Origin of the sequence: Pseudomonas sp. NPDC089428 (assembly GCF_044749325.1) — a bacterium.
In the GTDB taxonomy this organism is placed as follows: Bacteria; Pseudomonadota; Gammaproteobacteria; order Pseudomonadales; family Pseudomonadaceae; genus Aquipseudomonas.
This window is the reverse complement of the sequence record NZ_JBIVHT010000003.1, coordinates 141,956-154,182: the sequence shown is the minus strand read 5'-3', so window position 1 is coordinate 154,182 and position 12,227 is coordinate 141,956. Positions and strand designations below refer to the sequence as shown.

Genomic DNA, 12,227 nt, shown 5'->3' with positions numbered 1-12,227 from the left:
CGTTTCGGCTAGGCAGAATCCGCACCGTCCTAGGGGAGTAGTCTCCCGCGAGCGCCCTGCTCGCCCGGTACGCGTCAACATACTTGGCCCACAGGCCATGGCGCGTGCGACCCAGCGACCTGCACAGACAGGTCCGGGGTTTGACAAGACCTATGACACGCACACCTTACCCGGGGCGGGGAGGCTGTACGTGTCATAGCCGTGTCGACCCGCCCCCGTAGGAATCCTGATGCTGGAATCTCTGTTGGTCCCCACTGCAATCGTTGCCTTGGCCGAAATCGGCGACAAGACGCAATTGCTCGCGCTCATCCTCGCCGCACGCTTCCGCAAGCCCTGGCCAATCATCGCTGGCATCATCGCCGCCACCCTGGCCAACCATGCCGCGGCCGGTGCGGTGGGTGCCTGGGTCGGTAGTTTCTTCAGCGAATCGGTATTGCATTGGATACTTGCCGCAAGCTTCACAGCCACCGCGCTGTGGACCCTGGTGCCAGACAAGATGGACGATGACGAGAACCCGGCGCGCCGCTTCGGCCCGTTCCTGACGACGCTGATCGCCTTCTTCCTGGCCGAAATCGGTGACAAGACCCAGGTCGCCACGGTGATGCTGGCTGCCCAGTACCCACACCTGATCCTGGTTATTCTCGGGACGACCCTGGGCATGCTGATCGCCAACGTGCCGGTCGTGCTGGCGGGTAACTTCGCTGCGGAGAAACTGCCACTGACGCTGATTCGTCGCCTGGCGGCTACCGCGTTCTTCGTGCTGGCGATCGTGGCCGTGTACTCGGCGATGAAAACCAGCGGCTGGGTAGGCTGACCTGAAAAGCTGGGGCCGCCTTGCGGCCCATCGCGGTAAGCGCATCTGCCACGGGGAAGGCGATACCCTGTGGGAGCCGCGCTTGCCGGCGATGGGCTGCAAAGCAGCCCCTATGAGTATTACTTCTTGGCCGCTTCGTACAGCGGCATCACCTTCGGAATCGCCGCCTGCAACGAGGCGATCCGGCTGCTGGACGCCGGGTGAGTGCTCATGAACTCGGGCGGTGCACCCTCCGAAGCCTTGCTCATCTTGTTCCACAAGGTGATCGCGGCATTCGGGTCGTAGCCGGCACGCGCCGACAGCTCCAGGCCGATCAGGTCGGCCTCGTTCTCGTTGGCGCGGCTGTTGGGCAGGGTCATGGAATAGTTCACCACGGCGTCGGCCAACGCCATGCTGTCCTGGCCAAGGCCAAGCAATGCACCCGCGCCCTGGCGCGCCATCTCCACACCGTAGGCCTTGGACATCGCTTCACGGCTGTGCTCGCGCAAGGCGTGGGCGATCTCGTGCCCGACTACAGCGGCGATTTCCGCATCGGTGAGCTTGAGCTGGTCGATCAGCCCGGTATACACGATGATCTTGCCGCCTGGCCCGCAGTTGGCATTGAGCTCGTCACTCTTGATGACGTTGACTTCCCAGTTCCATTGCGCGGCATCGGGACGGAACTTGGGCGCCTGGGCGATCAGACGGCTGGCGATGGCCTGCACGCGCTTGGCGTCGGCACTGGACTTGTCCAGCACCCCCTTGCTCGACGCCTCACCGAGGGTCTGCTGGTACGACTGGGCATACATCTGGTTGACCTCATCGGTCGAGAGCATGCTGAACATGTACTGCTGACGCTGTACGCCGACAGCACCGCCACTGGTGGTATTCACCGCCTGGCAGCCGGCCAGCAGGATGCCAGCACTCAACAGGCTGACGACAAAATACTTACGCATCAAAACACTCCCTATTTATATGCGCCGTATCCTAGGCTGAGTCGCCCGTATCTCGCCATAGCCGCAGGGAAGATTTTACCTAAGCGGGCGTCAGGCACTCCGGCGCGTCCAGTTTCGGGTCGTTGACGAAGTTCGCCAGGGCCCGCTCGCGTAGCGTCGCCGGCGGGCTGGCAAGCAACTCATGCAAGCGCGGCAGCGGCGTATCAGGGTCCAGCCAGGCAGCCTGGCCGGCCTCGTCGAGAATCAGCGGCCGGCGCTGGTTCATCGCGGCCTGGGTTACCACCGCGCAGCTCAGCCACACCTGGTCCTGCACCGGATAGGCTTCCCACACGGCGGCAAAATACAACGATGCGCCCTCCCCCGGCGTCAGCCAGTAAGGCCGCTTGCGCACCGAACCGCGCCACTCGTAGAAACCGTTGGCCGGCATCAGGCAACGGCGCAGGCGAAACGCTTCGCGAAACATCGGCTGCTCGGCCAAGGTCTCGGCCCGGGCATGGGCGGGGGTGCGGGAAAGGTCAGTGAGCCAGGCGGGGGTCAGCCCCCAGCGTGCCTTGGCCAGTTGCTGCTGGCCATCGAGCTGGCGCTGGATCAGCACCGAGGCACCGGGCGAGATGTTCCATTGGGCCGGCTGGCCGGCGGGGAAACCCGGCAGGCTGGCCAGCGCCTGGGGCCAGCGGAACAGGGCATAACGTCCACACATGGGCGATTTCAGAACCTAGCAGATCAAGGTACCGGGGTGACTCTCCGGCTCGTCGCCGGCAAGCGGCTCGGCACCATTGTACGCATCGATCAGTTGCCGTGCGTATTCGGCCTGTTCATCGGGCACCGCCAGCCCGAGCAAACCCTGCAACGGCAACTCACCGACGCCACCCATCAGGTCGCGGCCGGCCAGGTGCACGTCGATGCCCTCGCTGACGAGCATGCCCACCAGCATTTCGGCTTCCAGCAGGTTTTCCGGTTCGTAGATCCGCCGCATCAGTCGTTCTCACCGTAGACATCCAGCATCCATTCCTCGCCATGAACCTGCAGCACAAAGCGGATAGGCTTGCAGCACACCTGGCAGTCCTCGATGTACTCCTGGTCTCCCCCGGACAGGTCCACTGTCGTTTCGACTTCCTCGCCACAATAAGGGCAATCGTAGAACGCTTTTTCGAGCATCGCGGCCTCCGGGGTGACTTGTGCGTATAATTGCCGGTCTGTTTACAGGGCTTGCGAGTGCCCGAGCCGTTTTTCGGGACCCACCCCTTACCTTATTACCCTAGCCGTTTCCAACAAGAGAGCATGATGGGCGAATTCGATGCCATCCGACCGTACGACGATGCTGAGGTCCCTGCCGTTCTGGCACGCCTGCTCAGCGACCCGGCATTCCTCGATATCCTCACCCACTTCAAATTCCCGCGTGCGGCCGGCGCCCTCGGCTGGCTGCTCAAGCCGCTGATCGCCCGGCGCCTGCGCAAGGAATTCGCCGGCGTCACCTGCGTCTCGACCCTGCAGGACAAAGTCGAGTACTACGTCGACCAGACCATCGAGCGTGCCACCGACGGCGTCACCTATTCCGGCGTCGAGCAGCTCAAGTCAGGCACCGCCTACCTGTTCCTGGCCAACCACCGCGACATCGTCATGGACCCGGCCTTCGTCAACTACGCGGTATACCACGCCGGCCTGCCAACACCGCGCATCGCCATCGGCGACAACCTGCTGCAGAAGCCGTTCGTCAGCGACATGATGCGCCTGAACAAGAGCTTCATCGTGCACCGCTCGATCAGCGGCCGCCGCGAAAAGCTCGCGGCCTACCAGCTGCTCTCGGCCTACATCAACCACTCGATCCGCAATGACGGCACGTCGATCTGGATCGCCCAGGCCGAAGGCCGCGCCAAGGACGGTGACGACCGTACCGATTCGGCGATCCTCAAGATGTTCCACATGAGCCGCAAGGACGAGCCGTTCGGTGCGGTGATCCAGAGCCTGAACCTGATCCCGGTGTCGATCAGCTACGAATACGACCCATGCGACCAGGCCAAGGCCCGCGAGCTGTACATCCGCGCCACCACCGGCACCTACAAGAAGGCGCCGGGCGAGGACGACAACAGCATCGCCAAGGGCATCACCGGCTACAAGGGCCGGGTACACATCAACTTCGCCCCGCCGGTGACCGAGTACTACGAGGACACCAAGCAGCTGGCACTGGAAACCGACCGGCAGATCCTCGGCGGCTACCGCCTGTTCCCGGTGCATTACCTGGCCTATGCGATGTGGAGCGAGAAGGACGACGCACTGCAGGTGCCGAGCGCCGAGAAGGTGTTCCCGGCCGAAGAGCTGGCCAAGGCAAGGGAAGAATGGCAGCGCCGCCTGGATGCCTGCCCCGAGGAGCAGCGGCCGTACCTGGTGTTGCAGTATGCGACGCCGGTACGCAATCAGTACCAGGTCAAGCAGCAGGCGCCTGTCGCCTGATCAAATTTGGGGCCGCAAAGCGGCCCCAGGCATTTCAGATCCAGGTGCTGAACCAGGACAGCAGCAGGGCCATGGCCAGGCAGGAAAAGCCGAGAATGTAGTAGTAGCGCGGCACGCGCTGGTCGAAGGCATCCACCACCCCTTCGTCCACCGCCAGGCGCTCACGGGCCGTCACCTCACGCCTGCGCGCACTCTGCAGCAGCAACCCGCCTGGGCAGGTCAGCAAAAGCGCCAGCAGATTGATCAGCTTGGTCGGGTGGGCGCAGAGAAACCCCCAGAGCACTTGCAAAGACATCACGCAACCTCGGTCATAGCCACAGCGAAGCCCGGCATTCTACCGAAGTCCACCCCGCATGCCCGGTCTTGGCGACAAAGTGTCAATTGATTTCATCTGTCATAAGCTCGTCATCAGGGCAGGCCACGCTAGCGGCCTTTTCCCGTACCGGAGCTTGTCGATGCTGCACGCCGAAAACCAGGACCGCCTCTATCTCGTGGCCCAGAGTGATGAGCAACAGGCGTTGATCGATGGTTTTGCCATCAATGTCCAGGACCGCCAGTGGCTGGTCTACTGCGCGCTGGGTGGGCATGTGCACGCGGACCTGCCCGAGGTGGACGCAAGCACCGGTGTCAGCTTGCTGGATTTCCACATAGCAGCCGCTTGAACCTGTTCCGGCCTCTTCGCGGCGGCTCGACGCCTCGAAGAGGTCGGAGCAGGCAACAAAAAACCCGCTACCTGGCACTCAGGTAGCGGGTTTTTCGTTTGCAGCCTTAGGCTTATTCGCCCAATACCTGCCCGATGGTCGGGTCCTTGAACAGGCGGGTCAGCGCATCGCTCAGCACGTCGCTCACCAGCTGGGTGTTGGTGTCCTGGTTCGGCGCCATGCCGAAGCGCTGGTCCAGCGAAGCACCGTAGCGGCCGCTGTAGCGGCGGTTGGCATTCTGCACATCGGCACGGAAGGTGGCACCGATGGTGGCTTCAGTCACGTACAGGTTGTCCTTCGGCGACTGGTACTTCAGCTCGGCCAGGGTCACGGTCAGCTGCGGTGCGTTGTAGGCGTTGGGCGTCGGGGTGAAGCCGAGCAGGCGCACGGCGGCCTCGGCCTGGGCCTGCAGCTTGGGCACCACATCATTGCCACTGACGCTGATGGTGCTGGTTTCGGGGTACATGCCACCACGGGTGCCCAGGGACTGCGAAGCCCGCCCATCAACCACCTTGACCACGACCGGCTGGCCGTGACCAACCGGTGCGAGCTGAGCCTTGAGCGTGGGTTGCGGGCTGAGTTGTTGCGGGCTGTGGGCACAACCGACCAGGCTGAGGCTGGCCACGGCGATCAAACCGAACAACAGACGTTGCAACATGCGCGTTTCTCCAGAAAATACGGCGAAGGCCCACAGTATACCCAGCCCAGACCAGACCAGTCATCGGTCCGCCCCGCTTGTCACAATCGTTTCATCGCTGCGCCCTTATCCTTGCGCCAAGCCCAAACGCACAGGACGCACCGACATGGCCTCGCTCTGGACCCTGCTCTGCCAACGCCCGCGCCACAATGCCTATGCCCGCCTCGATGCCGACGGCAAATGCCTGGCCTTCAAGCAGTGCAGCCAGGCCCCCAGCGGTAGCGGCTGGGTCCGGATCGGCGAAATCCAGCTTACCTGGCTGGGCCGTGAGCTGCCCGCCGAGGCCCGGGTTTGCGCCCCTGCAAGCCGCCGCTGGCACCAGCGCATCCTCGCAGCCTGACAAACGCTGCAATAAAAACCACGAATAACGACCTTTCTGCCCGCGACATCGTTATAATCTCCCCCCGATTATAAGGACGTCTCCTGATCGGGCCCCGCATCCGCCGCTTGACCCCGGCACCGTCACCCGCTTCGCCCACAGAGAGCCTTCCACTCAGGTCTTGCATCGGCTGTCGTGCCTGCTCTTCCGGCCCTTCGCACTGCATGAACCTGTGGGTTGCCATCGCGCAGTCCCCTTTTGAGGTTCACGTCTCCAAAAGAGCGTGAAAAAACGGTTTTTCACAACTTCACGAGAGTGTGGCGAGCAAATGAACAGTCTGGCATGTGCAAAAGCGGCAGATGTGTCCCGAACAGCCCTGAACAGACGGCAAAAGCGCTCATCCCGGATGAGTGTCTGAAGTCGTTCCATAACGCACGCACGACACCTTGACCATAAGTCGAATTGCCGCACCTGTGGCAAACGGCGTTCAATACCCGAACCCGAAGACTGATTGGCGGTGTCCGCGGAAGTTGCAAGAACTGCGAAGAGTCGGACATGGCGATCCTGGCAACCCCAGTGATCCTATGCTGTCAATTAGGTAGCTGTAGATTGTGGAGACGCGTTAAATGGCGCAGAACGAATCGGTTGATGTGGTACTGGTAGGCGCGGGCATCATGAGTGCCACCCTGGCCGTACTGCTCAAGGAGCTTGACCCGACCCTGAAGCTTGAGGTCGTCGAGGCAATGGACTCCGGGGCCGCGGAAAGCTCCAACCCCTGGAACAACGCAGGTACCGGCCACGCCGGCCTGTGCGAGCTGAACTACACGCCCCAGGCCGCCGATGGCAGTATCGACATCAAGAAGGCCGTGCACATCAATACCCAGTTCGAGGTCTCGCGCCAGTTCTGGGCTTACCTGAGCAAGAAGAGCAACTTCGGCTCGGCACGTGCGTTCATCAACCCGGTCCCGCACCTGAGCTACGTCGAAGGTGACAAGGGTGTGTCCTTCCTCAAGAAGCGCTTCGAGCTGCTCAAGCAGCACCACGCCTTCGCCGAGATGGAATACACCGAAGACAAGGCTGTGATGAACGAGTGGATGCCACTGATGATGCCTGGCCGCCCGGCCGACCAGCACATCGCCGCAACCCGTGTGGCCAAAGGCACCGACGTCAACTTCGGGGCATTGACCAACAAGCTGCTCAAAGTGCTGGGCGACAGCGCCGATGCCCAGGTCAAGTACAGCAAGAAAGTCGTCGGCCTGCGCCGTAACGGCAAAGGCTGGACCGTAAGCATCAAGGACGTCAACAGCGGCGGTACCCGCGAAGTCGACGCCCGCTTCGTCTTCCTCGGTGCTGGCGGCGCGGCCCTGCCGCTGCTGCAACTGTCCGGCATCCCGGAAAGCAAAGGCTTCGGCGGCTTCCCGGTCAGCGGCCAGTGGCTGCGTTGCGACAACCCGGAAATCGTCAAGCAGCACCAGGCCAAGGTGTACAGCCAGGCGGCGGTCGGCGCACCACCGATGTCGGTGCCCCACCTGGACACCCGCGTGGTGGACGGCAAGACGTCGCTGCTGTTCGGCCCCTATGCCGGCTTTACCACCAAGTTCCTCAAGCACGGCTCGCTGATGGACCTGCCGCTGTCGGTCCGCATGGGCAACATCGGCCCGATGCTGGCCGTGGCCCGCGACAACATGGACCTGACCAAGTATCTGGTCAGCGAAGTGATGCAGTCGATGGAACAGCGCCTGGAGTCCCTGCGCCGCTTCTACCCACAGGCCAAAGCCGAAGATTGGCGCCTGGAAGTGGCCGGCCAGCGTGTGCAGATCATCAAGAAGGACCCGAAGAAAGGCGGCATCCTGCAGTTTGGTACCGAGCTGGTCTCGGCGCAGGACGGCAGCCTGGCGGCACTGCTCGGCGCTTCGCCGGGTGCTTCGGTGACCGTGTCGATCATGCTCGAGCTGATCGAGCGCTGCTTCCCCGAGCAGGCCAAAGGTGCCTGGGCTGCCAAGCTCAAGGAAATCTTCCCGGCTCGCGAAAAGGCCCTGGCCACCGACGCAGCGCTGTACCGCAAGATCAGTGCCGACAACGATGCGGCGCTGGAACTGGTGGAAGACAGCCCGGCCAAGCATTACGCCTAAGCCGGCCTGAAACGAAAAAACGCCCCTCGGGGCGTTTTTTTGTGCCTGGAATCTCTATCAGTCTGCACTGGCCTCTTCGCGGGACAAGCCCGCTCCCACAAGGTCCGGTATACGCCGATCAATGTGGGAGCGGGCTTGCCCCGCGAAGAGGCCGGTGCAGGCTCAATCAGCCGCGGGCCTTGGCGATGATCTCGAGGTATTCCGGCGCGTTGCGCTGGTCAGCGATCACTTCGACGAAGGTCTTGCCGTGCTCGTCCTTGCCATCCAGGTCCAGGCCCGCCTCGACGAAGAAGCCCACGAAACGCTCGAAGTCATCGACACGCAGGCCACGGTAGCCTTTGATCAGCTTGTGGTGCGAAGGCGAGGTCACGCCATCGGCCGGCTCAAACTGGAGGAACGACTTGATGTAGTCGTCACTGATTTCGTCACCAATCACCTGCTTCTTGTCTTTGCGCATTGCCGGCTCCAACTGACCATCATGGAATTTCGAAGGCCGGCAGTTTACCCCCCACAGGCGGCAAGCCTCAACGCGAACGTACGGTACCGGTGTGCAGGTCGGCCCAGATATGGCCGTTGGCGTAGGTCAGGAACTGCACATAGACCGTCTCGTTGCGCAGCAGGTCCATGATCACCCGATAATCGCTGACCGGGTAATTCAGGCTCAAGGTTCGGGTCTTGTCGTCGTACACCGGCTTCTTCAGGCTTTTGCCAGCCTCACCGTCGAAGTTGAGCAGCACCTGGCTGATCGTCGCGCCCTTGCTCAGCGGCTTGCCTTTCAGGCGCATCTGCAGCGAAGCAGTAATCGGGATCGGCTGTTGGTCGGACTGACGCTGAGCCCCCACCACCACCGAGTAGTCGGTCACTTGCAGCAATTGCTGGCCGGTCGGCGCTTCCTGGCGCAGGGACTGGTCATCGGGCGGGAGGAACTGGCTGTGCAGCGGTGCGGCGGCGAGAGGAAGGCTCAGCGCCAGCAGCAGGGGAAGAATCGCACGCATGTGAGGCTCCTTGGCATGAAGGAGCACTCTAGCACGCAGGCAACGGCAAACCTCAATCGAACTGCGCGAGCATCCAGGCCTGGTATTCAGGCGCACCGGCCTCGCCCTCACGTGGCGCCCAGGGAGCATGTTCACCTTCGACCAACTGGCGGTAAGGGCCGGCCTTGCATTCAAACATGATTGTGTTGGCATCGAGCGCCACCAGGCCATGGTAGACGCCCGGCGGCAAGTCCACGCCCATGCACTCGCCGCCTGCTTCGAGGATGCGTGTGCTGGCCAACGCGCCCTGCTCATCGAACAGCAACAGACCGAGGCGGCCTTTCAGCACCAGCAAGGTCTCGGCCTTGTCGTCGCTCAGGTGCCGGTGCGGTGCGATGTAGGTCGAAGGCTGCAAGCCTATTGCCAGGCGGTGGCAAGGGTCTTCCATGTCATGGAAGTTGTGATGGTGCCGCCGGCGCGGCGCATCGGCGGCTTTTTGCGCCAGCCCGGTTAACAACGTTTGGTCGATGAATGCAGGCTGGCTCATGGTTACAGTCCCTTCACAGCGAAAATGCCGTTTGCGTTACGCCAGTAGCCTTTATAGTCCATTCCGTAACCGAAGATATAGCGATCGATGCACGGCAGGCCGGCGTAGCTGGCCTTCAGGCCTGGGCTGGCCTTGCGGTCGTGGTCCTTGTCGATCAGCACGGCGGTGTGCACTGCCCGCGCACCGGCATGCTTGCAGAACTCGATGATGGCGCTGAGGGTGTGGCCCTCATCGAGGATGTCATCGACGATCAGCACGTCACGGTCAATGAACGACACTTCCGGTTTGGCCTTCCAGAACAACTCACCGCCACTGGTCTGGTTGCGATAACGCGTGGCATGGATGTACGAGACCTCCAGCGGGAACTGCAGGTGGGTCAGCAGTTTGCCGGCGAAGATCAGGCCGCCGTTCATCACGCAGAACACCACGGGGTTGGTGTCATGCAGGTCCTTGCAGATCTGCTCGCCGACTTTGGCGATGGCCGCTTCGACTTCGGCTTCGTGGTACAGGCAGTCTGCCTCGCGCATGACTTGACGGATGTGCTCGAGATCGGCGGACATGGCGCTCTCCGGGGGGCATTTTGGAAAAGCGGGCAAAGGTACGCATCCGCTCGTCACAGATCAAGCATTTATGGACTAACGTGCAAAAGGACTACACGACAGCAAAGGCTGAATAGATTAATCTAGCGCGGTTTTTTTGCCCGCCTTTCGGAGCCCCCTATGCCTACTCGTGAGATCCGCCATCCGCTGATCCGCCACAAGCTCGGCCTCATGCGCCGTGCCGATATCAGCACCAAGAATTTTCGCGAACTCGCCCAGGAAGTCGGCGCGCTACTGACCTACGAAGCCACCCAGGACCTGCCCCTCGAAACCTATGAGATCGACGGCTGGTGCGGCAAGGTGCAAGTTGAAAAAATCGCCGGCAAGAAGATCACCGTGGTACCGATCCTGCGCGCAGGCATCGGCATGCTCGACGGCGTGCTCAGCCTGATCCCGGGCGCCAAGGTCAGCGCTGTCGGCGTTGCCCGCAACGAGGAAACCCTCGAAGCGCACACCTACCTCGAAAAGCTCGCGCCAGACATCAACCAGCGCCTGGCCCTGATCATCGACCCGATGCTCGCCACCGGCGGCTCGATGGTCGCCACCATCGACCTGCTGAAAAAGGCCGGTTGCAAGGAGATCCGCGCCATGGTGCTGGTCGCCGCGCCAGAAGGCATCGCCGTGGTGGAAAAAGCCCACCCGGACGTACAGATCTACACCGCCTCGATCGACCAGCGCCTGAATGAGCATGGTTACATCGTCCCAGGCCTGGGCGATGCCGGTGACAAGATCTTCGGCACCAAGCAGAAGGACGCCTGACCATGCAGGACGGCTTCAACGACCCGCTCTGGCGCCAGGTCGTCTCGGGCGCGCAGATGCTCTTCGTGGCATTCGGCGCGCTGGTACTGATGCCGCTGATCACCGGCCTCGACCCGAACGTGGCCCTGTTCACCGCTGGCATCGGCACCCTGCTGTTCCAGCTGGTCACCGGCCGTCAGGTACCGGTATTCCTGGCTTCGAGCTTTGCCTTCATCACCCCGATCATTCTTGCCAAGGGCCAGTTCGGCCTGGCCGAGACCATGGGCGGGGTGATGGCCGCAGGCTTCGTCTACACCTTCATGGGCTTGATGGTGAAGATCAAGGGCACCGGCTTCATCGACCGCATGCTGCCGCCGGTGGTGATCGGGCCGGTGATCATTTCCATCGGCCTGGCCATGGCTCCGATCGCCGCCAACATGGCGATGGGCAAGGCCGGTGACGGCAGCGTGCTGCTGCCGTACAAGACGGCGATGCTGATCTCCATGCCGGCACTGCTGACCACCCTGATCGTCGCCGTGTTCGGCAAGGGCATCTTCCGCCTGGTACCGATCATTGCCGGCGTGCTGGTGGGCTTTGCCCTGTCGTTCGCCTTCGGCGTGGTCGACACCGCCAAGATCGCCGCCGCACCGTGGCTGGAAATCCCCAACTTCACCGCGCCAGCCTTCAACTGGCAGGCCATCCTGTTCATCGTCCCGGTTGCCCTGGCACCGGCGATCGAGCACATCGGCGGAGTGATTGCAGTCGGCAGCGTAACTGGCCGCGACTACCTGAAGAAGCCCGGCCTGCATCGTACCCTCCTGGGTGACGGCCTGGCCACCACCGCAGCCGGCCTGTTCGGCGGCCCGCCCAACACCACCTACGCCGAAGTGACCGGCGCGGTGATGCTGACCAAGAACTACAACCCGAAGATCATGACCTGGGCGGCGGTGTTCGCCATTTCCCTGGCCTTCATCGGCAAGTTCGGCGCGCTGCTGCAGAGCATCCCGGTACCGGTGATGGGCGGCATTCTTTGCCTGCTGTTCGGCTCGATCGCGGCGGTGGGCATGAACACCATGATCCGCCACAAGATCGACCTGGCCGAAGCGCGCAACCTGGTCATCGTTTCGGTGACCCTGGTGTTCGGTATCGGCGGCGTGCTGATCGGCAGTGGCGATGGCCCGGACGACTGGGGCCTCAAGGGTATTGCCCTGTGCGCCATCGTGGCGATCGCGCTGAACCTGATCCTGCCGGGCAATGACGGCTGGAAGCACAAGAAGCTGGATGATCAGCTGCCTTAAGCTCCTGGGGCTGCTTTGCAGC

At 62.5% G+C, this 12,227-nt stretch carries 17 protein-coding genes and 1 riboswitch; of the genes, 7 read left to right on the top strand and 10 right to left on the bottom strand.

Features of this window, described 5'->3' with window-relative positions; all coding sequences use genetic code 11:
* Nucleotides 1-20 precede the first annotated feature (20 nt).
* Nucleotides 21-141, top strand: a riboswitch (yybP-ykoY riboswitch).
* Between the two features lie 91 nt (nt 142-232).
* The gene (locus ACIPZ5_RS07105; RefSeq protein WP_313712914.1) at nt 233-814 is read left to right on the top strand and encodes a TMEM165/GDT1 family protein; all 582 of its coding nucleotides are present in this window, start codon (nt 233-235) and stop codon (nt 812-814) included.
* A 119-nt stretch (nt 815-933) separates the two neighbouring features.
* On the opposite strand, the gene ACIPZ5_RS07100 is transcribed toward ACIPZ5_RS07105, so the two are convergent.
* The 4 genes from ACIPZ5_RS07100 to ACIPZ5_RS07085 all read right to left on the bottom strand — a co-directional run bounded on the left by ACIPZ5_RS07100 (nt 934) and on the right by ACIPZ5_RS07085 (nt 2,907).
* The gene (locus ACIPZ5_RS07100; protein ID WP_343595641.1) at nt 934-1,749 is read right to left on the bottom strand and encodes a M48 family metallopeptidase; all 816 of its coding nucleotides are present in this window, start codon (nt 1,747-1,749) and stop codon (nt 934-936) included.
* Between the two features lie 79 nt (nt 1,750-1,828).
* Nucleotides 1,829-2,449, bottom strand: a complete 621-nt coding sequence (locus tag ACIPZ5_RS07095) for an SOS response-associated peptidase (protein WP_313712908.1) — start codon at nt 2,447-2,449, stop codon at nt 1,829-1,831.
* Nucleotides 2,450-2,464: 15 nt separating this feature from the next.
* On the bottom strand, nt 2,465-2,725 hold the full coding sequence (locus tag ACIPZ5_RS07090; RefSeq protein ID WP_261942685.1) for a DUF2007 domain-containing protein: 261 nt from the start codon (nt 2,723-2,725) through the stop codon (nt 2,465-2,467).
* Nucleotides 2,725-2,907 (bottom strand): CPXCG motif-containing cysteine-rich protein, encoded by a 183-nt coding sequence (locus ACIPZ5_RS07085; protein ID WP_261942684.1) that lies wholly within the window; start codon nt 2,905-2,907, stop codon nt 2,725-2,727. The genes ACIPZ5_RS07090 and ACIPZ5_RS07085 overlap by 1 nt, the downstream gene beginning before the upstream one ends.
* A gap of 123 nt (nt 2,908-3,030) precedes the next feature.
* On the opposite strand from ACIPZ5_RS07085, the gene ACIPZ5_RS07080 reads away from it, so the two are divergent.
* Entirely contained in the window at nt 3,031-4,200 is a 1,170-nt protein-coding gene (locus ACIPZ5_RS07080; protein WP_261942683.1) for a 1-acyl-sn-glycerol-3-phosphate acyltransferase, read from the top strand.
* A 34-nt stretch (nt 4,201-4,234) separates the two neighbouring features.
* Here the strand turns inward: ACIPZ5_RS07080 and ACIPZ5_RS07075 are convergent, their stop codons facing one another.
* Complete coding sequence (locus ACIPZ5_RS07075) at nt 4,235-4,495, bottom strand: hypothetical protein (protein WP_400807502.1); 261 nt, start codon at nt 4,493-4,495, stop codon at nt 4,235-4,237.
* A 160-nt stretch (nt 4,496-4,655) separates the two neighbouring features.
* Here ACIPZ5_RS07075 and ACIPZ5_RS07070 point away from each other — a divergent pair, with 160 nt between their 5' ends.
* A complete protein-coding gene (locus ACIPZ5_RS07070; protein WP_343595646.1) occupies nt 4,656-4,862 on the top strand; it encodes a hypothetical protein in 207 nt (68 codons plus the stop codon).
* A gap of 112 nt (nt 4,863-4,974) precedes the next feature.
* Here ACIPZ5_RS07070 and ACIPZ5_RS07065 read toward each other — a convergent pair whose 3' ends face one another.
* Nucleotides 4,975-5,559 carry a YajG family lipoprotein gene (locus ACIPZ5_RS07065; RefSeq protein WP_261942680.1) on the bottom strand — a complete coding sequence of 195 codons (585 nt, stop codon included), beginning with the start codon at nt 5,557-5,559 and terminating at the stop codon, nt 4,975-4,977.
* Nucleotides 5,560-5,704: 145 nt separating this feature from the next.
* On the opposite strand from ACIPZ5_RS07065, the gene ACIPZ5_RS07060 reads away from it, so the two are divergent.
* Nucleotides 5,705-5,938 (top strand): hypothetical protein, encoded by a 234-nt coding sequence (locus ACIPZ5_RS07060; RefSeq protein ID WP_400807500.1) that lies wholly within the window; start codon nt 5,705-5,707, stop codon nt 5,936-5,938.
* A 605-nt stretch (nt 5,939-6,543) separates the two neighbouring features.
* Entirely contained in the window at nt 6,544-8,049 is a 1,506-nt protein-coding gene (gene mqo, locus ACIPZ5_RS07055) for a malate dehydrogenase (quinone) (RefSeq protein ID WP_343595648.1), read from the top strand.
* A gap of 166 nt (nt 8,050-8,215) precedes the next feature.
* Here the strand turns inward: mqo and ACIPZ5_RS07050 are convergent, their stop codons facing one another.
* The 4 genes from ACIPZ5_RS07050 to ACIPZ5_RS07035 all read right to left on the bottom strand — a co-directional run bounded on the left by ACIPZ5_RS07050 (nt 8,216) and on the right by ACIPZ5_RS07035 (nt 10,130).
* A complete protein-coding gene (locus ACIPZ5_RS07050; RefSeq protein WP_261942677.1) occupies nt 8,216-8,506 on the bottom strand; it encodes a PA4642 family protein in 291 nt (96 codons plus the stop codon).
* A 67-nt stretch (nt 8,507-8,573) separates the two neighbouring features.
* Complete coding sequence (locus tag ACIPZ5_RS07045) at nt 8,574-9,044, bottom strand: hypothetical protein (protein WP_313711454.1); 471 nt, start codon at nt 9,042-9,044, stop codon at nt 8,574-8,576.
* A gap of 52 nt (nt 9,045-9,096) precedes the next feature.
* Nucleotides 9,097-9,570 (bottom strand): WbuC family cupin fold metalloprotein, encoded by a 474-nt coding sequence (locus ACIPZ5_RS07040; protein ID WP_400807495.1) that lies wholly within the window; start codon nt 9,568-9,570, stop codon nt 9,097-9,099.
* A 2-nt stretch (nt 9,571-9,572) separates the two neighbouring features.
* Nucleotides 9,573-10,130, bottom strand: coding sequence for a hypoxanthine-guanine phosphoribosyltransferase (locus ACIPZ5_RS07035; protein WP_176506861.1), 558 nt, complete (start codon nt 10,128-10,130; stop codon nt 9,573-9,575).
* Nucleotides 10,131-10,289: 159 nt separating this feature from the next.
* On the opposite strand from ACIPZ5_RS07035, the gene upp reads away from it, so the two are divergent.
* Nucleotides 10,290-10,928: a uracil phosphoribosyltransferase gene (upp, locus tag ACIPZ5_RS07030; protein ID WP_110638424.1), complete on the top strand. Its 639-nt coding sequence runs from the start codon at nt 10,290-10,292 to the stop codon at nt 10,926-10,928.
* Between the two features lie 2 nt (nt 10,929-10,930).
* Nucleotides 10,931-12,205 carry a uracil-xanthine permease family protein gene (locus tag ACIPZ5_RS07025; protein WP_261942674.1) on the top strand — a complete coding sequence of 425 codons (1,275 nt, stop codon included), beginning with the start codon at nt 10,931-10,933 and terminating at the stop codon, nt 12,203-12,205.
* Nucleotides 12,206-12,227: the final 22 nt, after the last annotated feature.